This window comes from Buttiauxella noackiae ATCC 51607 (assembly GCF_001654865.1).
Classification (GTDB): domain Bacteria; phylum Pseudomonadota; class Gammaproteobacteria; order Enterobacterales; family Enterobacteriaceae; genus Buttiauxella; species Buttiauxella noackiae.
This window is the reverse complement of record NZ_LXEO01000064.1, coordinates 39,186-65,137: the sequence shown is the minus strand read 5'-3', so window position 1 is coordinate 65,137 and position 25,952 is coordinate 39,186. Positions and strand designations below refer to the sequence as shown.

The 25,952-nt window shown below is 47.9% G+C and carries 24 protein-coding genes and 1 tRNA gene; 11 read left to right on the top strand and 14 right to left on the bottom strand.

What is annotated here, in order from left to right:
• The first annotated feature begins 2 nt into the window (after positions 1-2).
• From aspA to M979_RS19545, 6 genes are all read left to right on the top strand, one after another.
• Positions 3-1,439, top strand: coding sequence for an aspartate ammonia-lyase (gene aspA / locus M979_RS19570; protein ID WP_034461119.1), 1,437 nt, complete (start codon positions 3-5; stop codon positions 1,437-1,439).
• 112 nt (positions 1,440-1,551) lie between these two features.
• Complete coding sequence (locus M979_RS19565; RefSeq protein WP_034461118.1) at positions 1,552-2,853, top strand: anaerobic C4-dicarboxylate transporter; 1,302 nt, start codon at positions 1,552-1,554, stop codon at positions 2,851-2,853.
• 98 nt (positions 2,854-2,951) lie between these two features.
• Positions 2,952-3,275: a divalent cation tolerance protein CutA gene (gene cutA, locus M979_RS19560; RefSeq protein ID WP_064556113.1), complete on the top strand. Its 324-nt coding sequence runs from the start codon at positions 2,952-2,954 to the stop codon at positions 3,273-3,275.
• Positions 3,251-4,963, top strand: a complete 1,713-nt coding sequence (locus M979_RS19555) for a protein-disulfide reductase DsbD (RefSeq protein WP_064556112.1) — start codon at positions 3,251-3,253, stop codon at positions 4,961-4,963. Before cutA ends, M979_RS19555 begins: the two co-directional genes overlap by 25 nt.
• Positions 4,964-5,049: 86 nt before the next feature.
• Positions 5,050-5,625, top strand: coding sequence for a transcriptional regulator (locus M979_RS19550; RefSeq protein ID WP_064556111.1), 576 nt, complete (start codon positions 5,050-5,052; stop codon positions 5,623-5,625).
• A gap of 114 nt (positions 5,626-5,739) precedes the next feature.
• Positions 5,740-5,815, top strand: a tRNA-Phe gene (locus M979_RS19545).
• A gap of 308 nt (positions 5,816-6,123) precedes the next feature.
• On the opposite strand, the gene M979_RS19540 is transcribed toward M979_RS19545, so the two are convergent.
• The 11 genes from M979_RS19540 to M979_RS19490 all read right to left on the bottom strand — a co-directional run bounded on the left by M979_RS19540 (position 6,124) and on the right by M979_RS19490 (position 19,492).
• On the bottom strand, positions 6,124-8,880 hold the full coding sequence (locus tag M979_RS19540; protein WP_167350286.1) for an autotransporter domain-containing protein: 2,757 nt from the start codon (positions 8,878-8,880) through the stop codon (positions 6,124-6,126).
• 328 nt (positions 8,881-9,208) lie between these two features.
• Positions 9,209-9,667, bottom strand: a complete 459-nt coding sequence (locus M979_RS19535) for a GNAT family N-acetyltransferase (RefSeq protein WP_064556109.1) — start codon at positions 9,665-9,667, stop codon at positions 9,209-9,211.
• Between the two features lie 96 nt (positions 9,668-9,763).
• Positions 9,764-10,885 carry a DUF4056 domain-containing protein gene (locus tag M979_RS19530; RefSeq protein ID WP_064556108.1) on the bottom strand — a complete coding sequence of 374 codons (1,122 nt, stop codon included), beginning with the start codon at positions 10,883-10,885 and terminating at the stop codon, positions 9,764-9,766.
• Positions 10,885-12,018: a BamA/TamA family outer membrane protein gene (locus tag M979_RS19525; protein WP_064556107.1), complete on the bottom strand. Its 1,134-nt coding sequence runs from the start codon at positions 12,016-12,018 to the stop codon at positions 10,885-10,887. The genes M979_RS19530 and M979_RS19525 overlap by 1 nt, the downstream gene beginning before the upstream one ends.
• Complete coding sequence (locus M979_RS19520; protein WP_051880773.1) at positions 12,018-12,992, bottom strand: porin family protein; 975 nt, start codon at positions 12,990-12,992, stop codon at positions 12,018-12,020. The genes M979_RS19525 and M979_RS19520 overlap by 1 nt, the downstream gene beginning before the upstream one ends.
• Positions 12,993-13,039: 47 nt before the next feature.
• Entirely contained in the window at positions 13,040-14,176 is a 1,137-nt protein-coding gene (locus M979_RS19515; protein WP_064556106.1) for a BamA/TamA family outer membrane protein, read from the bottom strand.
• A complete protein-coding gene (locus M979_RS19510; protein ID WP_064556105.1) occupies positions 14,176-14,358 on the bottom strand; it encodes a hypothetical protein in 183 nt (60 codons plus the stop codon). Before M979_RS19510 ends, M979_RS19515 begins: the two co-directional genes overlap by 1 nt.
• 459 nt (positions 14,359-14,817) lie before the next feature.
• Positions 14,818-15,030: a transcription antiterminator/RNA stability regulator CspE gene (gene cspE, locus M979_RS19505; protein ID WP_034461105.1), complete on the bottom strand. Its 213-nt coding sequence runs from the start codon at positions 15,028-15,030 to the stop codon at positions 14,818-14,820.
• Positions 15,031-15,338: 308 nt separating this feature from the next.
• Positions 15,339-16,175 (bottom strand): shikimate dehydrogenase family protein, encoded by an 837-nt coding sequence (locus M979_RS19500; RefSeq protein ID WP_064556104.1) that lies wholly within the window; start codon positions 16,173-16,175, stop codon positions 15,339-15,341.
• 59 nt (positions 16,176-16,234) lie between these two features.
• Positions 16,235-17,551, bottom strand: coding sequence for an MFS transporter (locus M979_RS19495; protein WP_034461101.1), 1,317 nt, complete (start codon positions 17,549-17,551; stop codon positions 16,235-16,237).
• Positions 17,552-17,626: 75 nt separating this feature from the next.
• Positions 17,627-19,492, bottom strand: a complete 1,866-nt coding sequence (locus M979_RS19490) for a bifunctional sugar phosphate isomerase/epimerase/4-hydroxyphenylpyruvate dioxygenase family protein (protein ID WP_064556103.1) — start codon at positions 19,490-19,492, stop codon at positions 17,627-17,629.
• 193 nt (positions 19,493-19,685) lie between these two features.
• Here M979_RS19490 and yghU point away from each other — a divergent pair, with 193 nt between their 5' ends.
• Together yghU and M979_RS19480 are read left to right on the top strand one after the other, a co-directional pair.
• Entirely contained in the window at positions 19,686-20,552 is an 867-nt protein-coding gene (gene yghU, locus M979_RS19485; protein WP_034461097.1) for a glutathione-dependent disulfide-bond oxidoreductase, read from the top strand.
• A gap of 146 nt (positions 20,553-20,698) precedes the next feature.
• On the top strand, positions 20,699-21,091 hold the full coding sequence (locus tag M979_RS19480) for a hypothetical protein (RefSeq protein ID WP_034461096.1): 393 nt from the start codon (positions 20,699-20,701) through the stop codon (positions 21,089-21,091).
• A gap of 102 nt (positions 21,092-21,193) precedes the next feature.
• Here M979_RS19480 and M979_RS19475 read toward each other — a convergent pair whose 3' ends face one another.
• Positions 21,194-21,595 carry a Spy/CpxP family protein refolding chaperone gene (locus M979_RS19475; protein ID WP_064556102.1) on the bottom strand — a complete coding sequence of 134 codons (402 nt, stop codon included), beginning with the start codon at positions 21,593-21,595 and terminating at the stop codon, positions 21,194-21,196.
• Between the two features lie 324 nt (positions 21,596-21,919).
• Here M979_RS19475 and M979_RS19465 point away from each other — a divergent pair, with 324 nt between their 5' ends.
• A complete protein-coding gene (locus M979_RS19465; RefSeq protein ID WP_064556101.1) occupies positions 21,920-22,303 on the top strand; it encodes a hypothetical protein in 384 nt (127 codons plus the stop codon).
• Positions 22,304-22,642: 339 nt separating this feature from the next.
• Here the strand turns inward: M979_RS19465 and M979_RS19460 are convergent, their stop codons facing one another.
• A complete protein-coding gene (locus tag M979_RS19460) occupies positions 22,643-23,185 on the bottom strand; it encodes a YfaZ family outer membrane protein (protein WP_034461091.1) in 543 nt (180 codons plus the stop codon).
• Between the two features lie 178 nt (positions 23,186-23,363).
• Entirely contained in the window at positions 23,364-23,993 is a 630-nt protein-coding gene (locus tag M979_RS19455; protein ID WP_034461090.1) for a winged helix-turn-helix transcriptional regulator, read from the bottom strand.
• A gap of 447 nt (positions 23,994-24,440) precedes the next feature.
• Between M979_RS19455 and M979_RS19450 the strand changes: the two genes are divergently transcribed.
• Together M979_RS19450 and M979_RS19445 are read left to right on the top strand one after the other, a co-directional pair.
• Complete coding sequence (locus M979_RS19450; RefSeq protein WP_034461088.1) at positions 24,441-24,770, top strand: DUF3302 domain-containing protein; 330 nt, start codon at positions 24,441-24,443, stop codon at positions 24,768-24,770.
• Between the two features lie 16 nt (positions 24,771-24,786).
• Complete coding sequence (locus tag M979_RS19445) at positions 24,787-25,926, top strand: HlyD family secretion protein (protein WP_064556100.1); 1,140 nt, start codon at positions 24,787-24,789, stop codon at positions 25,924-25,926.
• Positions 25,927-25,952 lie beyond the last annotated feature (26 nt).

Genomic DNA, 25,952 nt, shown 5'->3' with positions numbered 1-25,952 from the left:
ACATGTTAAATAACATTCGTATCGAAGAAGATTTGTTGGGTACCAGGGAAGTGCCAGCGGATGCCTATTATGGTGTTCATACTCTGAGAGCGATTGAAAACTTCTACATAAGCAACAGCAAAATCAGCGACATACCTGAATTTGTTCGCGGCATGGTTATGGTTAAGAAAGCAGCGGCAATGGCGAACAAGGAGTTGCAAACCATTCCGAAAAGCATCGCAAATACCATTATTCAGGCCTGTGATGAAGTGCTGAATAACGGCAAGTGCATGGACCAATTCCCGGTGGACGTTTACCAGGGCGGTGCCGGTACTTCCGTCAACATGAATACCAACGAAGTGCTCGCCAACATTGGGCTTGAGCTGATGGGCCACCAGAAAGGTGAGTACCAGTTCCTGAACCCGAACGACCACGTAAACAAATGCCAGTCCACCAACGATGCCTACCCGACAGGTTTCCGAATCGCGGTGTACGCCTCTATTGTGAAACTGATTGATGCTATCAACCAGTTAGGCGATGGCTTCCAACGCAAAGCGGTTGAGTTCGAAAATGTCCTGAAAATGGGCCGTACTCAGCTACAAGACGCCGTACCAATGACGCTGGGCCAAGAATTCCACGCATTCAACGTGTTGTTGAATGAAGAAACCCGCAACTTGCTGCGTACTGCAGAGCTGCTGCTGGAAGTGAACCTGGGTGCTACCGCAATCGGTACACGCCTGAACACCCCGGATGGCTATCAACAACTGGCGGTGCAGAAACTGGCTGAAGTCAGCAATCTTCCATGCGTACCCGCTGAAGACCTGATTGAAGCGACTTCCGACTGCGGCGCATACGTCATGGTTCACAGCTCGCTCAAACGCCTGGCGGTGAAAATGTCGAAGATCTGTAATGACCTTCGCCTGCTCTCCTCCGGCCCACGCGCTGGCCTGAACGAAATCAACCTGCCAGAATTGCAGGCTGGTTCTTCCATCATGCCTGCCAAAGTAAACCCGGTTATTCCAGAAGTTGTGAACCAGGTCTGCTTCAAAGTGATTGGCAACGATATCACTGTCACCATGGCTTCAGAAGCCGGCCAGCTACAGCTGAACGTAATGGAACCTGTAATTGGCCAGGCGATGTTTGAGTCCATCCATATTCTGACCAACGCTTGCTACAACCTGCTGGAAAAATGCATTAACGGCATCACTGCTAATAAAGAAGTGTGTGAAAGCTACGTCTACAACTCAATTGGTATCGTGACTTATCTGAACCCATTCATTGGCCACCACAATGGTGACATCGTTGGGAAGATTTGTGCCGAAACGGGTAAGAGCGTACGTGAAGTCGTGCTGGAGCGCGGCCTGTTAACCGAAGCCGAGCTGGACGATATTTTCTCTATAAACAACCTGATGCACCCGGTTTATAAAGCGAAGCGTTATACCGATGAAAGCGAACAGTAACCTTTCCGGTCCTTAACAAAAGGCACGTCCATCGGACGTGCCTTTTTCATTTGCACCACCAACAAAAACACAACAAATAATTATCAATTAATCAAACACAAGGACGGAAATCATGTTTGGAGCAGAACTCGTTATCGTGCTTTTAGCGATATATCTTGGGGCCAGACTCGGCGGCATAGGCATTGGCTTTGCTGGCGGTTTTGGCGTACTGGTTTTAACGCTTGTTTTTCAGGTAAAACCGGGCTCAATCCCATTTGATGTAATCGAAATCATCATGGCAGTTATTGCCGCGATTGCCGCCATGCAGGTAGCAGGCGGAATGGACTACCTGGTCAGCCTTGCAGAAAAACTGCTGCGTCGTCATCCGAAATACATCACCTTCCTCGCTCCACTCGTGACATGGTTTATGACTATTCTTGCGGGAACGGGTCATACTGCATTTTCCACGCTGCCGGTTATTACAGAAGTTGCAAAAGAACAAGGCATTCGCCCATCGCGTCCGCTATCTATCGCCGTTGTGGCTTCACAAATTGCGATTACTGCCTCACCAATTTCTGCGGCAGTCGTCTTCTTCTCCGGTCTCCTTGAGCCAATGGGTATCAGTTACCTGACGCTTCTGGGTATCTGTATTCCAGTCACGCTGGTCGCCGTTATGCTGACGGCAGTCGTGTGTAACTTCCTGGGCAGTGAACTGAAAGACGACCCGGTTTATCAGGAACGTCTGGCTAAAGGCGAAGTAAAACTGCGTGGGGCCAGCGTGTTTGAATTAAAGCCTCATGCAAAACGCTCAGTGCTGCTGTTCCTTATCGGTATCGTTGCCGTCATGCTGTACGCTACCGCCATCAGCGACACCGTTGGCCTGATTCAAAACCCAATCCTGCCGCGTAACGAAGCGATTGTGGTCTTCATGCTAACCATTGCCACGCTTATCTGCTTCACCTGTAAAATTGATACTGGTGAGATCCTCAATGCCAGCACCTTCAAATCGGGCATGAGTGCTTGTATCTGCGTGCTGGGTGTAGCCTGGTTGGGCGATACCTTCGTTAAAAACCATATCCAGGATATTCAGGCCGTTGCGGGCGACTTGCTGCAAAGCTATCCGTGGTTACTGGCTGTAGTACTGTTCTTCGCAGCCACTTTGCTTTACTCACAGGCGGCAACCACCAAAGCACTGATGCCAGCCGCATTAATGCTCGGTGTTAGTCCACTGACCGCTATCGCATCTTTCGCCGCCGTTTCAGCGCTGTTCGTGCTGCCAACCTACCCGACCTTACTGGCTGCGGTAGAAATGGACGACACTGGCTCTACACGTATTGGTAAATATGTGTTTAACCACGCATTCTTAATTCCTGGCGTTATCGCTATTACGCTGTGTGTGATCCTCGGCTTCATTGTCGGCGGCATGGTTCTGTAAATCTTTTAAAACACGGGTCGCACTGCGGCCCGTTTAACGCCCCTGCTCACTCCCGCATGCTATAGTCAACCGCGAATCCACCAGATACGAGGTTAGCTATGCCGACTACTCAGGCTGTTGTCATCCTTTGTACTGCCCCAGATGAAGCAACCGCTCAGGAACTTGCCGCCCTTGTGCTGGCTGAAAAACTGGCGGCCTGCGTCACCTTACTACCCGGTGCGACATCGCTCTATTACTGGGAAGGGAAAATGGAACAGGAGTATGAGGTGCAGATGCTGCTCAAAAGCGACGTTGAGCATCAGGAAGCCCTGCTGGCTTGCCTGAAGTCGCATCACCCATATCAAACCCCTGAATTACTGGTTCTGCCAGTTACCCACGGAGATAGTGAATACCTCTCATGGCTCTACGCATCTTTGCGCTAATTTTTGCGCTGTTCAGCTCACATGCTTTTGCAGGTCTGTTCGACAACCAAAGCAAATCTCAGTTTGTGCCGGTCGACCAGGCTTTTGCGTTCGATTTCCAGCAATCTGACCACCAGCTCAACCTGAACTGGCAGATAAAACCCGGCTACTACCTTTATCGCCAGCAAATCAAACTCAACCCAGCTCAAGCAGAACTCGCCCCGCTGGAGTTGCCAAAAGGTACCTGGCATGAAGATGAGTTCTACGGAAAGACTGAGATCTATACCCAACAACTTAATCTACCGATAACGATTGAGAAGGCGACCAAAGGGGCAACTCTTAGCGTGACGTATCAGGGCTGCGCCGAAGCGGGCTTCTGCTACCCGCCTGAGACGCGCGTGGTGCCGCTGAGTGAAGTTCTGACAGCAGCAAATTCATCATCGCCCGTCGCTGTTGCGCCAAAACCACCAGCAGATGCTACAGACACTAAAACCACCCAGTTGCCCTTCTCTGCACTTTGGGCGTTCTTAATCGGTATCGGGATCGCCTTCACACCTTGCGTGCTGCCGATGTATCCATTGATTTCCGGTATTGTGCTCGGCGGTAAACAACGTTTATCCACTGCACGCGCCCTGCTGTTGACCTTTGTCTATGTGCAAGGAATGGCGCTGACCTATACCGCGCTGGGCCTTGTGGTTGCGGCGGCTGGCCTGCAATTCCAGGCAGCCCTCCAACATCCTTATGTGCTTATCGGCCTGTCAGCGCTGTTTGTACTGCTCGCGGCTTCTATGTTTGGGTTATTCACCCTGCAACTGCCATCATCACTTCAAACGCGCCTGACGCTGATGAGCAATCGCCAGCAAGGCGGTTCTGCAGGTGGCGTGTTTGCGATGGGCGCATTAGCCGGGCTGATTTGCTCGCCGTGTACGACCGCACCGCTGAGCGCCATTCTGCTGTACATCGCCCAGAGCGGGAATATGTGGCTCGGAGGCGGCACGCTGTATCTCTACGCGCTAGGCATGGGCCTACCGTTGATGCTCATCACCGTATTCGGCAACCGCCTGCTCCCTAAAAGCGGCCCGTGGATGGAAACCGTCAAAATCGCATTTGGTTTTGTGATCCTTGCACTGCCGGTTTTCCTGCTGGAACGCATACTGGGAGATAATTGGGGTATTCGGTTATGGGGTTTGCTCGGCGTGGCATTCTTCGGCTGGGCATTTATCACCAGCCTGCAAGCGACTAAATCATGGATGCGCCTGGTGCAAATAATCCTGCTTGGTGCAGCGCTGGTTTGTGCTCGCCCTTTGCAAGACTGGGCGTTCGGTGCCCCCGTAACCGCCAGCCAGGCACATCTTAATTTCACTAAAATTGCTAACGTTGAGCAGCTCGATGCCGCACTCGTCAATGCAAAAGGCAAACCCGTAATGCTCGATTTGTACGCCGACTGGTGTGTAGCCTGCAAAGAGTTTGAGAAATACACCTTTAGCGATGCGAAGGTACAGCAACAGCTGGGAAATACCGTTTTACTCCAGGCTGATGTTACCGCCAACAACGCGCAAGATGTGGCGCTGTTAAAGCATCTGCAGGTTTTAGGGCTACCAACGATTTTGTTCTTTGATACACAAGGGCACGAGTTACCAGAAGCACGTGTGACCGGTTTTATGAATGCTGACACCTTCCGTGCGCATTTGCAGAAACTGACGCCGTAAACAACACTCATTGTGGGAAGTACACTAAATAATTCAGTTTGCAACGTGGCAACTGAAGTATGACGGGTACAACGGAGGAGATAACCGTGCAACGCGAAACAGTACTAGAGCACGCCTTACACGTACTTGAACGTGAAGGAATTGCCAGCACCACCCTGGATATGGTCGCTACTGAGGCAGACTATTCGGTTACAGAGATCAGCAATTTCTGGCCAAACAGTGAGGCATTACTCTATGACGCGCTGCGTTATTTGAGTCAGCAAATTGATGTCTGGCGCCGTCAACTCGCGCTTAATGAAGAGTTGACGCTCGAGCAAAAACTGTTGAAGCGCTACGAGGCGTTGACCGAATGCGTCAACAACCATCGCTATCCGGGATGCCTGTTTATCGCTGCCTGCACCTTTTACCCAGATGCAACGCACCCGATTCACCAACTGGCCGATCAGCAGAAAAAAGCCGCCTGGGAATTCACTCATGAAATGCTGATGCAGCTGGAAGTGGATGACCCAACGATGGTGGCGCATCAAATGGAACTCGTGCTGGAAGGCTGCCTGAGCCGTTTATTGGTAAAACGCAGCCAGGCCGATATCGAAACTGCCCGCCAACTGGCCGAAGATATTCTGCGATTTGCCCAGTGCCGACAAGGTGGCGCATTGACCTGATGAATTGTTTTCTCGCCATTTTGCATGAAAAGAAAGCACTTAAACGCATTTAACCCCTTTTTTATGACAAAGCCGTTGACGCCTAACGGCCTTTACGGTTTAATGCGCCCCGTTGCCCGGATAGCTCAGTCGGTAGAGCAGGGGATTGAAAATCCCCGTGTCCTTGGTTCGATTCCGAGTCCGGGCACCACTATTTAGAAGAACCCGCCTATGGCGGGTTTTTTGCTATTAGAGATTCGGACTCTTCATCGAACTCTTGTTTGAAACTTAAAGGTTCGATTACTCGTCGCTTCCCTGCGACTCGCCCTGCGGGCCAGCGCAAGCGCTGTTCAAAAACGTTCCCGACGTTTTTGTCCGAGTCCGGGCACCACTATTTAGAAGAACCCGCCTATGGCGGGTTTTTTGCTAATGGAGATTCGGACTCTTCATCGAACTCTTGTTTGAAACTTAAAGGTTCGATTACTCGTCACATCCCTGCGACTCGCCCTGATATAACAATTACCAGAAGTACTTCACACCCGCGCTGGTAGAAAAGGCCTGGTCATTCGCCGTGCTACTTTGCATACCCGCAAAAAGCTGCACGCTATTCAAAATAACGTAATCAATATCTAAGCCATAATCGAAGCTATTTCGGTCAAACTCTGGCGAGTTAAGCGAAATCTCCTGCCCGCTCATATTGGTCGTCAGTCTCATATCGCTGATATCACGTGCCACAATCTTGCTGGCCTGCGCCCATGCTGACAGATGCAATTCATTGCTCACCATATAATTAAAGCGAGAGCCCAGCGCCACGCTGCTCTGGCGCCCTTTCATGCCACTGACACTCGCCCCCTGCAGGTTTCCTTCATCGATACTATCGGTATTAGAACGATCGTATTCAACGCCAAGATAAGGCGTGATATCGGCTTCATGCGGTAAATGAAATGCGTATCCTGATTCAAAGTAGAGGCTCGCGCTGCTCATATCGGCATTCGACTTCTGGCTACTTTGCGTGCCATTGCTGATAACCGGACGTTTAATGTCTGCATCACCACGCTGGTAACTTGCCAGACCGTTTAGATAGAACGCTCCATCGTTGTACTGCCCATAAGCGCCAACACCATTCTGGCTCCCATCCAGGCTCCCACCGTTTCTATCTAATTTTGCAGTGATATTATTTTTATTAACGAAGCCACCCACCAGCAAAGCATTACTAACTCGACCGTCCAACCCCACAGAAGTGTTATTAGTGGTGCTGCTCACCTGGTTCCATCCATCAGGCTGATACTGGTTTTTCATATAATCATAAGATGTCCACACGCCCGGGGTCACTTTACCCATGCCATACATAGCACTTAAACGATTCACGACAGTCTGCGTAAGGCGGTTTTGCTCCGCCAGCAACACAGAAGGCAGCTCGGAATAAATGACGGCAGAATGGCTATCCACAATGCGCTGAACAGCATCTCCTGAACGAGTAGATTGTAGGCCCGCGGAATAATCCAATAATTGCTGCTCATCTAACGTCAGTACTTCACCGTTATGCTGCTTTAATGCAATGTCATTGGCCGCAGCAAAAAGAGTGTCTACCGCTTTGGCTCCTGCCGTTGAAAGATAATCTCCATTACTGACGGCATTTTGCGCAGAGACTTGTGCCACATCGAGATTGACTCTGTCAGGTGTGTAATTAACATGATTAATCTTCAGGAACTTGCTGCCATTGACCTGGCTAAATTGCCCCTGAATATTTTGCGCATGCAGAATGTCGTACGTCCCGTTAACCACGTAATTCTGATTAACTACGTTGACCGTGCCATCCAGCGCCGCGTTACCGCTAATATCAAGCTGATTATCAATGTAGGCATTAAGTATGCCGCTATGGCTCTGTGAATAATCGCCTTTCACTTTCAGTGAGCCGTTGGATAAATCTATCGTCCCATTGTTATAAATCGAACTCACTGAACCAGAACCCGTTAACAACCCTTCTGGGGAAATGTTCACCGAGCCACGATCAATACTGCCACTAACCCATAGAGTGCCCTGATTAATCGTGGTCTTACCGCTGTAGCTGTTATTGCCCGCCAACTCCAGAATGCCGTTACCGTTTTTAATCAGCCCCGCATCACCTGATATATCGTTACTGAAGACGTAATGCGAATCGGGTACTTGAGCATTAAAGTCGCCAAAGAGAGAAGAAAACAGCATTGGGCCATTTTCTGCACGCAGAGCATTTAACTCACCCCAACCATAGGTCGCATTGTAGGGTGTCCCCAGTGGTGAACCATCAGACAGATAATTTGCCGTCGTTAATATTGTCTGTTTTACCTGCTTTGCGGTCATCCAGGGATATTTTTGCCATACATTTGCCGCCGCAGCCGTAACTTGAGGTGCGGCACCTGAAGTACCGTAGAAATAGACATAACCGTTGTTCTTATCGTTCAATAGTGGCCCAACAACATAATCTCCAGCAAGACACCAGGCCGCCGCCCTTCCGCATGCATTACTGCCTTTAATGACACCGTTTTCATCATATCCGCTATAGAGTTGCTTATTACTATCAAGCCCTACCACCGTGATTAATCCATTTTCTATCGATTTATCAATCAATGGCGTCAGGTTTTCTGATGAAGGGTTGTTAAGGAGATCATTTCCGGCAGAAAAAACTATTAAGCCATCACTATTTATCAGATATTTTAATACAGCAGTAATAGGTGAGCTCGCATCATATTTATTATAACTCCCCCATGAAGCATTAAATAAATTGACTCCATGATGCTCATGCAGGTCCATTATTGCGGCAAGTTGGTCATCAATGATTGAATGACCAAGAGGGTCATCGGTCGTTTTCGCTTCATAAAGCTGAACGTTCTGGCTACCAACATATGTTCCACCACTCCCGGTACTGGCAAGGATTTGAGAGACATAGCTTCCATGTCCAGAAGCATCCATATCAGCCAGCGCCAAAGATGCCGTAATATCCTCTGGAGTGAATGCACCTGAACCAAGATTCTTCCCCTGGCCAATATAATGCAAAATAATTGCAACCTTACCGGTTATATTGCTGAGGTTTTTATTAACACCTGAGTCCAGCACCCCAACTTTGACTTTATTATTATTTGCTCCCGGAGTTGGTACATCGGGTTTTATAGCAGGAGTATTTAACGGACTTTTTATTGTTTGAGGAGAGCCTGAACCGCTACCACCACCGCCTCCACCACATGCCGTTAACAAAAGAGGAATAAATAGTGCTATCTTTTTTAACTTTAATATATTCATTGTCTCAGTAATGTCTTTTTTTGGATATTTATTATGAGCTTTACGTGGACAATAAACATTACTGAATAGCTGTGTAAAAATCAAACGCATTATTGAATGGCCAACCGTTAAAAATATCAATTAGATTTATATAAATAGATAAATGCAATATTAATATTCTTAGAGAAAAAATATCACGATTAAAAAAATCTTGATTACTGAAAGAAAAATAAGATGAAGTAATTAAGCCAATAAATTAAAGGGAACATCGAATAATTCGATATTCCACTAAGACGTGCAATTTCAAAATAGTGGCTCAGGCCAAAATGGGTAGCCTTAGGTTAATCCGCTACAAAACCAACGTCATAAAGCGGCTATTCGGGTCGAGTTGATAATCAGCAAACGGTTCACAATCGACAAAGCCATGCTTGAGATAAAGTTGATGGCAAGCAGCAAAACCCGGCTGGGTCCCGGTTTCTAAGCTCAGACGCTGGAAGCCACGCTCACGCGCAACTTGCAAGATATGCAGCAAAAACTGGTTCGCCACACCACGACGTAAAAAGTCCGTCGCGGTACGCATTGATTTCAATTCACCATGCCCATCATCGAGCATTTTCAATGCACCAATTCCGGCTAATTGTTCCCCCTCCCACGCAGACCAAAATGTCACTGCCGGGTCACGGAGTTTTTGCACATTCAGCGCGTGGCTGCTTTCTGGCGGTGATTGTTCCAGCATCCCGGAAATATGGTAGGCCACGAGTGTCTGCACCGCCGGATGCGAAAGGTCGTCAATTTTGATTACGAACATACGAGATTTCCAAATGTTGGGTAGAGAGCAAGTAACATATTTGCAACATCAAAACGAACAATCACCTGTTCGTCCAATAACGATTACTTATAGCTCTCATTTCTTCAGTTGCTGCAGCTGAATCTGATCGGCGTATTTGGCTTGCTCTGCCAGCGCTGAAAACTGTGCCGGAAGATAAAAACTCTCCGGTACTTTAAGCCCACGCATATCGCTGCCGGTGTGGATTTGCAATTCTCCCAGCTGGCTTATCGTCACCCCTGCAACGGCAGCAGGCATCACTAAGCGGTAGGGCTTTGCCTTTTCAAATGGAACAGGAGTCGGGTAACGGTTCTCGCTGAGATCATAGTTACGGTTGAGCACCAAAAATTTATCCGGCACCCGCCGCTTGCTGTTCCACCAGTCACCGTCCACTTCGCGGAATTTTCTTTCTGATTCTGCTTTGCTTACCGCGCCAAGTTGCACCAACGCCTTGTGTAACGCCTTATCTATCGCATGATCGTAAGACTCAATTGACCTGGCGTGTCCGTGCAAAATCACGTTTATCGCAAGCCGTGCGCCCAATAAATTGGAATAGAGATCTTCGGGTGAAAAAGCAGATATCTCCTCAGAAAATCCTGGAACCGACTGAAATCCATACCACTGAGCAATCTCATGCCATTGCGCTAATTGAAAAGCGAGATGCCCCGCAAGCCAGGCGGCAATCGTATAACGTTCAACCATGGACGCAGGTGGATTAAACGCATGAAGCTGAATGCGTCGGACACCCAATTCTTCGCTATAGAACAGCCGCCAGTCCTGGCCAAGCCGTGAGTAGATCTGCGTGAAAAGGTAGAAGGTATTATCAGCAGTATCACGCACATGGGCGATATCAATAAAACCTCCACGGCGAGTGTAAATGAGGCCACTTTTCTCCTCACTCAAACCAACAATATTTTTGACAGCGCCCAGGGCGCTATCGTTGTAGCGATGATGCCCCAGGGTGGTCAGTGTCAGAATATTACCAATCTGGTAGACCGGAATGGGTACACCGATGGCTCGTACTTGCAGGTCATATCCAAAGGCACAGCAAGGCCGTAACGACTCAGGAGCAGTGAGCTCTTGTGTTATCGGCCACACTCGTCTCGCCTTCTCAATAGGCAAGATATCTGCCGATTTTGGTGACGCGCCAAAACTCAGGGATGCCACACCAAGCAGCAGAGAAAGGATCCAGCGCTGCATTAAAATGCCTCCGCAACTTGAAAGTAAAACCCGGCACTCTCTTTGCCAAACCCCAGATCGAGGCGAATATTCATGTCAGGCTTAACCTCGAAACGGTAGCCCGCACCTATAGTTGGCAATAGCGGATGGTCGGAAAGATTTTTCGGCGTGTCTCCCAACGCCCCGGCACCAACCCATAAAACATAGCCGTGCCGCCAGTTGAGTTTTTTACGGTATTCCAGTTGAGTACTGACAACGTCATTATCGCGATAGCGTCCCTGGTAATAGCCGCGCATACGGTTGTCATCTCCCGCCTCAGATAAGCGATCCCATGGTACATCGCCACGTGCAAACCGCCCCCAAAGATCAAACGCCAGAACATCCTGATCGTTGAGAGGGAAGTAGTAATTATATTGCAGTTGCAAAGCGGTGAAGTGGCTATCCGAACCAATAGCAGGATCAAAAAGGCTGTACTCGGCACTGAAAAATTGCCCGTGTCGTGGGCGCGTAATGACATCCCGCGAGTCAAAGTTGATATTTACCGTGACCCCAGAACTTAGCGTGTTGCCACCCGCGTCATAATGCGAAAAGTTATCGCCCGGGTGAGGATCTTTGATGCTTTTGGCATCAAAGGTTGAAAGATCCCATCCAAGACCTGCATACAAATTACCAACGACCTGGCGCATGATCTGTGGATGAAGACTAAACGACTGCTGAGTATATTTTTGCTCGTTACCTTGCGCCGCGCTATAGCCGATTCCCCAAAAACCAGTGGGGATCTTCGCAAGCGATCCATCAATAAACAGCCGCCATTCATCGCCCGTAAAGAAGGTGTAATTCTTCATGCCAAGCCCTAACGCGCCGCTAGTACTAAAAAAACCGGTAAACGACACTGACGAGTTTTGCGTGACATGATCGTTGGGATCAACGCGGTACACTCCCGCGATGGCAGTTCCCAGGCCAAGTTTCAATTCCGGGGTATAAAACGGCCCGGGCAACACGCTCCAGTCAATGCCTTTACCTGGATCATACTCATTATCAGCCCCTACCTTTCCCAGGAAACCGTCAATCTCCTCGCGCGTCATCGCAACCGCCTCAGTCGGTGTATTTATCAGGCTTAATAAGCCCAAAAATAGCGCGCCACGTTTATTCATTAGAATCGATATTCGCCTGCGATAAAGAAGCTATTTCGTTCGTTAAAACCAATTTCCGTCAGCAGGTTAAAGTTTTGAGTAAGTTCATATTGCGCGCCAATCAACGTGTTCCATGGCGAAGTAAGATGCTGTTTAACGTCAAAGCGCCCATCGTCATCCTTATTCACCGAATTGATAAGCGGCTGAAGTTCGGCGGGCATATGCAAGTCAGACAGATTGCCTTTGAACTCCTGCTGAACGTCCTGATACATCGCCCCTATCCACACGCTTAAATGGGATGGGCCGGAAATTTGTGGCATATCAAAGCGATAACCCACGCGTGGCGACACAGTCAGGGCTGAAATTTTGCCGTCCAGAATATCGAAATTAGTACGCGTGTAGTTGGTATCCACTAGCGTAAACCAGTTTTTATACCCACCCGCAAGCGTAATGCCGGTGCCATAAGTGACACCTTCAAAATCGAGTGTGAAATCGATGTTCTGTAAATCACCGCTCTGGTTCAGCCTGTGCACCGAGGAGGCAATAATCCGGTCAATGCCGGTATAACGCGACGGGTCGGCATCCACCGATACGTTCGAAATTGACGAGCCTTTGGTGTAACCCATCAGCCCATAAATATTTAAAAACGGGAATACCCACATATCGAGACGCAGGTTTTCAGTCTTACTACGCTCGCGCGTATGGCCCACGTCAATGGCAAACATATCGCTGGGAATCGGATGCGCGCCAAGTTTCAATCCGGAGAAGGTAATGCTATCAACATCAACATTCTGGCGAATATTCATATAGCTGAGATTCACACCAAACGGCAGCGGAATAGAATATCCGCGCGCACGCGCTTCATCTCCCCAGATGGGAAATGTGCTGCTATCTGTCGCTGTGTCAGTCGCTGCACCAAACGCCGCACTAGATAAAAACAGTAGCGGCAACGTAATAACCCGGCACTGTTGCACACCCCTTTCGATTTTATTCATGGCGTTCTCTTTAATATTTGCATTGTCAGTCAGGCGGCAAATTCCCTCTATAGCCCCGCCCCCACATTGAAATAAACGGCTTGTTCGCTGCCGCTAAAGGCCACATCAATCCCGGTATGCAACCCAAACTTGCGCGCAATCAGGTAGCGAAATCCGCCGCCATACGCCACTTCGGTTTGAGTAAAGAGATCGTCGGCTTCTTTGCTGGCGCTTCCTGCCCCTACAAAACCCTGTAACACCCAGCGCGGCGTCATTTGCCACTCCAACTGAGTTTGCACAGTGCTGACATAATCTCCCTGATAGCGATACTGCGAGATGCCTCGCAATTTGATATAGGGGCGTGCCATCGGTGGCAAATGCCGCTCATGGTTTGAAAGTGACTGATAATTCCCAGCCAGCACCAGCGTGAATTCGGTGCCGAGCGGTTGGAAATATTTACCGTCGAGCGTCAACATGTCGTAGCGATAATCACCCCCGAGGAAGCTGCTATAAAACTGGTATTCCGCCGTGGCTGACAACCCATTGTGCGGATAGAAGAAGTTATCTGTGGTGTCATATTCCATCAGCAACCCAACACCAGAGGTCGCACTTTTATCACCAAGAACTTGTTTGAATACTCGATTAACAATCGCGTTTTCGGCAGAGACTTCCATATTGGCGTAGAACTGGGAACCACCGACGAAAAAGGGTGTATCCGCTACGCGAAAAAGTAATTTTTGCATACCTCCGTACCCTTTTGTTTGGGTACTAATGCCCTTTCCGTGTTCAAACGCAGCAATATCACCAGAATAAATATCAATATTTACATCGGCATATCCGACAGCAGCCAAATAACGGATGCTGTCGTTGTTCCAGGTATGGCGGTGCCCTCCTCCGACAAACCAGGTGCCATTTTGCGTGGTTCCCCCACCAAACGCCGTGACTGCGGGGGGAATAGATTTCCCACCCTTCCGATTTTTTGCCGATTCACTATCAGCGGTATCATGCAAAAAAAGGCCAAACAACCCACCGCCGTAGCCTATTGCCGGTTCGGTGATAACCACTGGAACGGGTAAAAAACCGTAGCTGTTGCTCAGATTTTCGCTCATATCCAGCATGCCATCCGTCTCGTCAATCAGCCCGCTGGCATATGCAACCAGTGGCTGTATCAGCCACAAAAGTACCAACGGGTAGCTGGCCTTCATCACGAGGATTTCTCAGGTTGTATGGCCTGAGCGGCAAACCAGTTATTACGCGGCACCCTAATCTGCACGTTGGATTCGTTAAACACAGCATGAATATAACGATGCAATTCGCTCTTCATCCTCGCCAACGATTCGCCCACGCGTAATTTGAGCTGTAATTCGTACGCGATGTACCAGGCCATCAAATTGAGCCACCTTCAGGCGGGGTCAGGCCAAACTTTGCCTGCAACGTAATAATCGGGTGATGAAAGAATGGGATCGTGTGTGATTGATTTTGTCTGGAGGGCAATTGCCTGGGTTCAACTGCATGCCGCATACCTGTGGTTATCAAAGGTACCCATGCCAAGAGAAATAGCAGCGCCCTGGTCATATGTTTCACCCAAAAAGGAATGATTTTGTTTTATTTTTCAACGACACGAGCAATGTTCTGCCGAGTCATATCTGATTTGAGCATAGACCAGCATTAAGCATATTCAAGATAACAGGAGTGATATTAAAAGGTTGGACAGGAGTAGATATGAAGCAGGAGCGGGGAACTATCGTTGACCCAAAATTATGTATTCAGGAAACATCAAAACCATAAAAACGAAAAAACCCGCCGGAGCGGGTTTTTAAATTTCTGAGCTTAGTTAACGCTAACCTTACAGGCTAGTTACGTTACCAGCTGCTGGGCCTTTAGCGCCGTTCTCGATGGTGAAGGAAACTTTCTGGCCTTCATCAAGAGATTTGTAACCGTCGTTCTGGATTGCAGAGAAGTGAACGAACAGGTCTTTAGAACCGTCGTCTGGAGTGATGAAGCCGAAACCTTTATCAGCGTTGAACCATTTTACCAGACCAGTCATTTTGTTAGACATGTGTATTACCTTTTGAATTGAGTGTGCCTTACGGCGATTTGGTATGCTTTACAGATTTTATGAAGCGGTAGAGGAGCACACGACAAAGGGTATCCAGGGATGACTCTTGAAGGACTGCTTTACTAAGTTGCTTTAAAGGTCTGTACGTCAAACCGATGGGGCGTATTAACTCATGCTTAGGCGATGAATGACAAGGATTATTTTAGCCGTCCACAGCTCTGTAGTTAAATTACGTCTCATTTACCGCTTCGTTTTGGGGGTGCAAATGGCACTCTAGTACCCCCACCCACTGCCACGTTAACTATTTGTTAGTAATCAATTTTAGCTACGCGACGCAGTGCTTCTGGCGTCACTTCTGGCAGGCAAAAAAACTCCATATAAGCAGGAATCATCTCAAACAACATATCTGTTCCAGGTTGTATCTGGCAGTCTCTTTTCATTGCAGCCTGCAAAAATGGCGTGATTTCGCTCTTCATTACCACCTCTCCCACGAAGGTTCCGGGCGTTATCGCGCTAACATCCACCGGTAATTCGTCACTGGCATTCATACCCAGCGGCGTTGCGTTAACGACAATGGAAAACCCTTTCGGGTTGCGCAAACCGGTAAGCACCTTAAGAGACGGATAGTGGCTACGTAGACGTTTTGCCAGCCCTTCGCAGCTTTCCACGCGGCTATCAAACAGCGCCAGCGTATCAACGCCTGCGGCCGCCAGAGACGCAGCAATAGCCGAACCCACACCACCGCTGCCAATGACTAATGCACGAGCTCCCTCCACCTGAATGCCTTTGCGCAACACGCCCCGGACAAAGCCGTCGCCATCAAACATATCGCCACGCAACGAGCCGTCCGGCTCAAGGCGAATTGCATTACACGCCCCGGCAATTTGCGCCGTTGGGCTAATAGTGTGAACTAACTCACAAGTCGAAACTTTATGCGGCATCGTCACCAACGCACCAATAATATTGGTCATGCGGAATAGCGAAGGAATCAGTTGCGCATAATCTTCTGCTTTCACCCCCATCGGCACCACTTTGATATCGATGCCTTGCTCTTCAAACCAGGGGTTGTAAATCATCGGTGCTTTGAAAGTGTTTGTCGGGTAGCCCAGGTGGGCGATTAAACGGGTATTGCCACTCATATCCATTGCATCTACCTCTATCACAGCGACATCAGCTACCCGATGTCGCTGTGATGCATCATTAATTAATCAGCCAGTTCAATACGTTTGATATCGCCAAGAATGAAGACATACGCGAACACACCCAACAGTGCAGCACCGCCGATATACACCAACGCGTAGAAGAAGTTGCCGGTCGCCGCAACGATAAAACCGACAATCAATGGCGTAATGATGGAGGCCAGGTTTGAGCAGAAGTTAAATAACCCTCCTGTCAGACCCGCTAAATTTTTCGGTGCCATATCGGAAATCAGCGTCCAGCCAAGCCCCACCATGCCTTGCCCGAAGAACGCTACCGACATCACCGTAATCACCAGCGCATCGGTTGGCATCCAGTTAGCCGTAATGATAAGGCTTGCCATCAACAGCCCAGAAATGATTGGCAATTTACGGGCAATGTTTACCGAGCCGGTGCGTTTGAGAATTTGGTCGGACACCCAACCACCAAACATCACGCCCACAGCGGCGGCAAGGAACGGCAAAATGGCGAAGAAGCCCACTTTGAGCCATGGCATATGGCGTTCGGTGGCGAGATAAGTTGGGAACCAGGTCAGGAAGAACACCAGCGTCGTATTCCCGGCAAACTGGCCAATGCCCGCACCGAGGATTTGGCGGCATTTAACAAGCCTTGCGACGTTCGCCCAGCTAAAGTTCATCTTAGGTTCAGGCTCCGCCTCTTTTAGATCGTGGCCGATGTACTCAAGCTCAAGCCTGTTAGCCGTTTTGGACTCGTGTGGTTCGTGATAAAAGCGCCACCACACCAACACAAACAAAATGCCCACGACACCGACTGTGATAAATAACGCACGCCAGCCGAAGGTTTCCATAATAAAGAACAGCAACGGAGCAAACGCAGCAAGCCCAACGTATTCCCCGACGGTATACACAGCCGTCGCGCGCGCACGCTCATGCTGCGGAAACCACTTGCCAACCACCCGGCTATTTACCGGGAAGCATGGCGCCTCACTGATCCCTAAACCTAAGCGGCATAGCAGCAGCGTTTTCAGGCCGACGGTTAAACCATGGAACAGGGTAAATGCCGACCAGAAAAACAGTGCCAGCGCATAGGTAACTTTATTGCCGAAGCGATCAAGGAAGATGCCGCCGGGGATTTGCATTGCCGCATAAGTCCAGGCAAACGCCGAGAACACAATCCCCATCGTTGCCGCGCCAATACCAAGATCGGCACTCAGTTGCGGCGCCGCAATACCAAGCACTGTGCGGTCGAGATAGTTAATCATGGTTCCGATAGCCAGAAGGGTCAGGATAACCATTCGGGTACGGGTTCTTTTTACAACACCAGTTTTCTGGGCAGCGATGTCGCCCTGGCCATAACTCGCCATGGTTTATACCTCGGTTATTTGTAGGTTACAGGTGTCTTATTGAACCTTAAGGTTCATTTATTGTTGTAAATCGTATTAACGCATTTGCATTGCAGCCAGCCGCACAGCGGCGTTGGTTGCACCGTATTGTTGATAATCACCTCGCCGCTCAACTAATTCAAAGAAGAAACGGTCCGGGCGGAAAGGGGGTGTATAGGCATGCAAAAACTCATGCTGACGTGCATCTCGTTCATAAAGAATATCCAGGCGTTCAAGCCCTTGTAGCAATGGATTATTTGCCCCGTAGCGCGCCAGCAAATCGTCATAATAGTTTGCCGGAATCGGCAGTAATTTTAGCCCTTGTGATTGCAGGCCCTCGACCGTCGCAAGTAAATCATCACAGGCAAACGCCGCGTGTTGCAGGCCCGTTCCCTGATAGCTTGCTACCGAACGGGCAATTTGCGTATCAAGGCTGTGCGACATATTCAGCGGCAAGCGGATCGAGTGACAAGGGCTATGCATCACCTGGCTTCTGACCAGGCCGTACGGGTCCGGCACGCTCAGTTCATTATCCAGTTCAAAGCCGAACACCGCGCGGAAAAACATAATCCAGTTGTCACGGCTACCTTCTACTAGCCCTAACGCCAGATGATCAATTCCATTTAAGGTGCCCTGGTTGGCTGTTTCCGAAAGGTTGAAATCAGTTTGATAAATATCACTTTCACCCTGCTCTGGCGCCTCTATCAGATAAATCAGGCTACCGTCAGGCGCGCACACTGCCGCCAGCGCACGCTCATCTGGCCCATGCTTTTCATGCCAGATCGGGTAACCGTAATCCTGCGCCCGTTGCAGTACGTTTGCCGCCCCTTTAACACGCCACGCCATTGCGCACAGCGAAACACCGTGGCGACGGTGAAACTCATCGGCCCAACTGTGCGACTGATGGTTGAGAATGACATTCACCCCGCCGTTGCGCCACAGTGAAACATCCTTGGAACGGTGGTCACCCGCTTGTGCAAAACCCAGTGGTTGCAGTGCTTCACCCAATGCCTGTGCGTCTTTTGCATCGGTGGCAAATTCTAAAAACTCGATACCCTGATAACTGGCTTGTGGCGCGCTATGGAACAGCTGCGCATCAATTTGCGGATTACTATTCCAGGTTTGCTCTTCCAGCCAAAGCAGCGAGCGATAACCATCTTTGGCAGTTGGTGCGTTCGGTGTAGCACGGAAACTGTCGTTGAAAATCTCCAGCGACCATGGGCCGCGGTAGCCTTTTTCCGTCAACAAACGGGTAAATTCCACCACCGGCAATTCGCCCTGGCCTGGGAAGCAACGGAAATGGCGACTCCACTCAAGCACATCCATTTTCATCAACGGTGCATCGGCCAGTTGCAGGAAGGTAATTTTATCGACCGGAATGTCATCGAGATTAATCAGTTGATCGCCCAGCGAAAGCACATGGAAGCTGTCGAGAACCAACCCCAGCGCCGGGCTGTTTACCTGCTTTACGCGCTCCCACGCCTGGCGATAACGGTTCACATGGGTGCCCCATGCCAGCGCCTCATAGCCAACGGTTATTTCATTACGTTGTGCTAACTCAGCCAGATGCGCCAGGTCGCTGACCTGCAAATCAAGATTCGGCGAGCAATCGGGTGCCACGTTGCTACAAAGCAACATGGTGTTGCACCCCAGTTCGTGCATCAGTGCGAATTTGCGCCGCGCGCGTTCCAGATTACTGGCAAACTGCGGGCGAGACGCACCTTCAAAATCGCGGAAAGGCTGAAACAGTGTAATAGTGAGCCCGAGATCGGCCGCCATTTTCCGCACATCGGCAGGCGTACCGGGGTAATAAAGAAGATCATTTTCAAAGATTTCTACACCGTCAAAACCAGCAGCCGAAATTGCGGCCAGTTTTTCAGGCAACGTGCCAGAGATAGATACGGTTGCAATTGAACGCTGCATGATGGCTCCTGGTCTGTCGGGATAAGTCGGTTAATGTTGTATCATTTGGTTCATATTGCAAATTTATAGTTAATTTATTGTTACCCCAGATCACACCTCAGCAAGTTAAAAAAAATAGCGGGCGATTACCGAACAAAACAAAGTGGAGTTACACTTTTCAATCTCTCTACTGGCAATTAAAAGGCGACACAACATGTCAGATAATAACTATCAGCCCCCAAAAGTTTGGACATGGCAAAAAGGCGACGGCAGCACCTTTGCTAATATCAATCGCCCGATTGCAGGCCCGACTCACGAACGCACGCTGCCAATTGGCAAACATCCATTACAGCTTTATTCACTTGGCACACCGAACGGGCAGAAGGTGACGATTCTGCTTGAGGAGTTGCTGGCACTGGGCGTAAGCGAAGCCGAATACGATGCGCATTTGATTCGTATCGGTGAAGGAGATCAGTTCTCAAGCGGCTTTGTGGACGTGAACCCGAATTCAAAAATCCCGGCGCTCATGGACCATTCGGTGACACCACCGATTCGCGTATTTGAATCCGGCGCCATCTTGCTGTATCTGGCGGAGAAATTCGGTCATTTCCTGCCAAAAGATCTCGCCGCGCGCACTGAAACCTTGAACTGGCTGTTCTGGTTACAAGGCTCAGCGCCATATCTCGGCGGTGGCTTCGGTCATTTCTATAATTACGCACCAATGAAAATTGAGTACGCAATTAACCGCTTTGCTATGGAAACCAAGCGTCAGTTAGACGTGCTCGACAGGCAGCTGGCGACACATCGTTTTATTTCAGGTGATGAATATACGATTGCAGATATCGCCATTTGGCCGTGGTACGGCAGCCTGGCAAAAGGTGGGCTATATAACGCGGCTGAATTCCTCGACCTCGCTTCGTACAAAAACTTCGTGCGCTGGGCCGATGAAGTGGCAAGCCGCCCGGCGGTTAAACGTGGGCGCATTGTAAACCGCACCTTCGGTGAGCCGTCTGAGCAGTTGCACGAACGCCACGATGCATCAGACTTTGAGTTGCGTACCGAAGATAAGCTGGCGAAATAAATACGTTGTACTCGACTACGCCCTGCAAGTTGCACTATGCAGGGCGTAAAAATTTAAAATTAAACAAACTATGGGTGGTTTAAGCCTAACCGTTGCAGGTAAGTTGCCGTCTGAATTATTCAGTACGCAAACTGCAAGGAAATACCGTGTTAAAAAAATTCGTATTTATATTCACTTTCGTTATTGCCGGCTGTGCTAATCCAGGCGATGAGACGGTCGAAGCCCTAAATACTCTCGAATTCCATCCCGACACAATGTCCCAAGCACTTAATAGCACCCCGGAAGAATTACAAACTTTGCACTCTTCGAATAAAGAAGTGATTACCCGCCTCACTGTAGAAATAAAAGCAGCACGGGTCGATAACCTCAGAAGTGTAGATGTTTTTGATAATCGCTATGGTATTGATGATGTTTTCCAGGCACTGACTCGCCTCGAAGAATTTAATGAGCTGAACAACACTTATCTAAAAGATCAAAACAAAGATGGGTTAGTGCAGATTGGGAAAGCATTAAAACCAATAAAAGAGAAAACATCCTGAGCGAACTAAAATCAGTGGATGTCGCTTACGCTAGTCCACCTGCCAACGACTTACCGTAGTTCGGATAAGCGATGCGCCATCCGACTCTCGTTGACTCAATAATCAGTAAAGTTGCTTTTCAATTAGCATTTGCTGTAACTGCTTTTTTTGTTCCATGGTTAACACCTGGCTGACATTAAACAGGTATTTTGCTCGCTGGTAGCGCACCTTACTCTGAATATCACCGATGGCATTAAGTTGTTTCTTCGCTGCGCTATCATCCCAGACGCCAGAATGGAACATATCAACAATCGCATCTTGTGTTAAAGCATCGGTATTAATTTTTCCGATCTCTTTTTGCGCATCTTCACGTAGTGCTTTTACCTTCTGCGTTTGCTCAGGTGAGAAATTTAATTGCTTCGCCAACGAATCCTGCGGCAGTGTTTCTGTAGCAGAAGATGCAACAGCCATTCCTGAAAATGCCAGCACCGTCATCAACGTGGCAATTTTAAATACTTTTTTCATTCTATACCCTTAAACATAGTGTGTATTAATAGCATCTGAACACCCACATTATTAACGCAGTAACAACATCATTAGAAATCATTAATTATTTATTTTTAAACAAACCAATTAATTGTCTTTAAAAGTTTATTATTATAATAAAGGGTATATATCGCCTGGAGTCCCCAATGCTCATCACACAAGTTTTAACCTTGTTCTTATTCGTATTTTTGCAATGGATTATTGTCAAGCGTACCGGTCTTAAACCCTGGGTTTCACTTTTATTACTGCTTCCGCTAATCAATTTATTCGTATACTTTTATATCGCAACTGCACGCTGGCCTAATGAAAAAAAACCAAAATGTCCAGATTGAATCAAGTGAAAAACTACACCACAAAGAAAAACAGAACCGTCAAGGTTGGCTGGCAGGATTGTTTTCATTACTGTACACAATATTTACGGTGATATTTAATGAATACAGTAATTATATTGAATTGAAATACCTACAAACCCCTGTTGAATTTTTAGTTATTGCACTACTCACCTATCTTATCTTTATCAAGAGCAAGATTGGTGCAGTGCTTATGGTTATTTACTTCAGCGCACACAAGGTAATATTATTACTTTCTGGAATTTATCTCTCAGTAAGTAACATCATTATCGATATTGCTTTGTTTTACTGTTATTTTACTGCGGCTCGCAACATTAATTCCCCATACAAAACCTAATAAAAAGCCACACTATGTTGCCATAGTGTGGCTGCCGAGCGCTGACTATTTGATTATGACTTACATAGCCTACTTCCTTATTGGCTAACAACAGAATAGAACCGTTTCCTTCAGCGCTCAATTATCTTTTCATTTAAAAATAAATGTTGCCGCATGGATAAAAAAATACCCGCCGGACAGGCGGGCACATTGTATTGGCACAATAAAGTGCGCAAACAACATTAAAAAAATCTAATCACTCGGGATTGATAATATCAATGAGACTTGATGCATCAACAAAATAATTTTAATGCGCGCTTTGTTATTGGGCAATTGTCTTCGCATATAAAAATAAATTGATCAGAAGTTGAAATTAACCGCGGCATAGCCCCCATCGGCTAAGGTATTATCGCTATGACCATCTTTCCCCTGCATACCTACATAGCGATACCCACCTTCAACTGACAGAGTTGGGTTAACTTTCCAGCGAATGCCTGCATTAGCTTCCCCATACTGCTCAACCCCACTGGAGAGCGAATCAGGCGAATAATAGGCGTCACCAAACAGACTAAAATGATCACCTAGTGGAAGTTGCGCACCACCGCCAACGGCTACAGCATAACCTTCATCACCATCACTCGGATTGAGGTAGAGTGTTTTCCCGCCCAATGTCACCAAAACTGAGCCAAGTGGTATATTCCAGCCCATTCCCAGGCTGGCAATATCACCATCATTATCGCTGTGCGCCCAGTTACCATTAAAGGTAAAACCCGGCTCGTTTGCACCAAAACTCATCCCAAGATTAGTCCAATCGGCACCAGCCTCACCGTGAAATGCCACCGCATTGGCATTGGTTACTGCAAAGGTGTTAAAAACGATTAATGCAATAAGAGTCTTTTTCATCATAATCCTTGAAATCACTGCAGAGAGATAACTCTATGGTTTTGATATTTCAGGGATGGATGGTATTCAGACTCCCAGGATGAGGGAATTTGATTTTTGTTTAATTTTAAATTAAAGAATATTGGGCGAAAATCATTTCGCCAATGCTTTTCATTAATAGTCAGAATGTTAACTTGCCTCAGAATTTCTCCGGCAAGTTGATGACTTCCAGTAAATATCCGCCTCGCTTAATGTCGATGTACCCACCATTTTTTAGTGCAAACATCACATTCAAAATACTGCTGCGCGATAAATGAGTCCTTTCCTGAATGTAATCAAGAACAGATGTTCTTAATCGTGAATCTTCGGGTAGGCGACTCATCTCAATAAGATGTCCACGAATGATGGAATAGGTGCGTTGCTGCACCACTAAAGAATCACGATAGAAAAGATGGCTGGTGTAATAGGAGAGTATCACCGAAACATCCTTCCACATCCCTTCCTGAGTAATTATTTCATGAGCAAGGCTTGCATCAAGGCGCAGCATGGTACATTCAGTTTCTACACGCAAAATATGGCTACGCAATGGCTGGATACTTTCTGCAATACCAAACAGATTCTGTCCAGAAACGGTGGCGATAACCAAACCGTCAGTCGCTCGTAAGACAGAAATCTCACCTTGTTTGAAGACATAAAATTGCGGAATCTCTTTATATTCCCAATTTATTCGTTTACGGGGGATCACCTCCATCGGTGTTCCGTGGGGTTCGAGGACGGCAATCAGACGCTGGATAGCGGATTCCGGGCGGGTTGGAGGAGAGATAGTCATTATTTTTCCTGAAATTACTCACGGTATGCACAGGTTCCTTGAAGTATATACCCAAAATAATTCGAGTTGCGGCCAGGCGGCAATTGAGCTAATGCCAGGAGCTTACTTGAGTAAGTGACTGGGGTTTGCGTATGCAGCCAACACCCCTGCAACTTGAAATATGATAGGTATACCACGCCAAAGATCTCGCTGGGTGCAGTACATTGCTGTGTTTGGCTTATAGATACAACCGTGTTTATTAAAACTAAAACAATATTCAGCAACATTCTTACAACTATTTCCAGGATGCAAAGAATTGTAATTTTTGAGTTTTCCTCTTGCACACTATTATCTACTTTGTGCAATTGAATATTTACCCTCGGTTTATTTTTAAACAAAATAAAAGTGGAGCGATACACGCCTTATCTTTAGTGTCTCCGGACATTTCATCACGGGGGGAACCCATCTATGTTTCTCGATTACTTTGCCTTAGGCGCACTTATTTTCGTGGCATTGACGCTCTTTTATGGTGTTATTGTTGTACACGATATCCCCTATGAAATAGCAGTACATCGTAACCATCCCCATCAGGATGCTATTCATGCAGCTGGATGGGTAAGTCTCTTTACTTTGCATGTTTTATGGCCATTCCTGTGGATCTGGGCGATGTTATATCGTGAAGACAGAGGCTGGGGATTTGCCGTCAAAAATAATGAAATAGAAATGTTACGTGAAAGGTTACTCCGGCTGGAATCCCAGAATGAGAAAAACCAAAGCAAGTCATCAGTAACTGAATAATTGAGCAGGATTCATTGTGGATTTATTACTTATTCTTACATATACCGCAATTTGCTTTGGTATATTTAAATTCTTCAAAATTCCGTTAAATAAATGGAGTGTGCCTACCGCTGTGTTGGGTGGCATTATTCTTATTGGCTCGTTGTTATTATTAATGAATTATAACCATCCCTATACCGAACGAGCCCAGATGGTTACCGTTACGTTACCCATCATCCCTGAAATCCAGGGCGTCGTGATAGAAGTTACCCCTAATGCCAATAAAAAGCTGAAAAAAGGGGATTTCCTGTTTCGGGTTGACCCAACTGCCTATGAAGCCAAAGTCGAATCAATAAAAGGTGAGATAGAAAGCGCTCAGCAAAATGTAGAAATGCTCAAAGCACGCCTTGCTTCCGAAAACGCCGATATCGCGCAGGCAAAAGCAGAGCGCGATTTAGCCTTAAAAGATGCCGACCGTTACCGCAACGGCAGCCGGGACAAACTAAAAAGCCCGTTTACAGATCAAGAAGTGGTTCGCGCACAGCAGACATATCTGGCCGCACAAGCACAGTGGCGCTCTTCCCTATCAAAGAGAGATCAAACAGCGGCACAGCTTGATGCCATGATAAACGGTGAGAACGCCACAGTTTACCGGCTGAAAGCAAACCTCAAAGAAGCAGAATACTTCCTTGCAAAAACCGTGGTTCGCGCACCCAGCGATGGCTACGCGACACAGCTCTTCCTGAAACCCGGTATGTTCGTGCGCCCGTTGCCGCTGCGCCCGGTGATGGTGTTCGTTCCGGATCAAAAAACCAGTGTTTATGCCGTATTCCGCCAAAACTCCGCGCTGCGTTTAACCGCTGGAGACCAGGCCGAAGTGGTGTTTAACGGCCTTCCTGGCAGCGTGGTGAAAGGGAAAGTGAAGCAGATCCTCCCTGCGATTGCTAACAGCAGCTATCAGGCCCAGGGCCATTTGCAGGGCTTGAGCCTTGACCCAAAACTCGACGGAATCTATGCCGAAATTGAACTGAATAACGTTGCAGACGTGGAGAGATTACCCGCAGGAACCATGGGCCAGGTCGCCGTCTATTCCGGTTATTTCGAGCACGTTTCTATTATTCGCAAAATCCTGCTGCGCATGACCAGCTGGATGCACTATCTCTATATTGATCATTAATTTAAGGTGAAAAAGGGAGCCGCCCC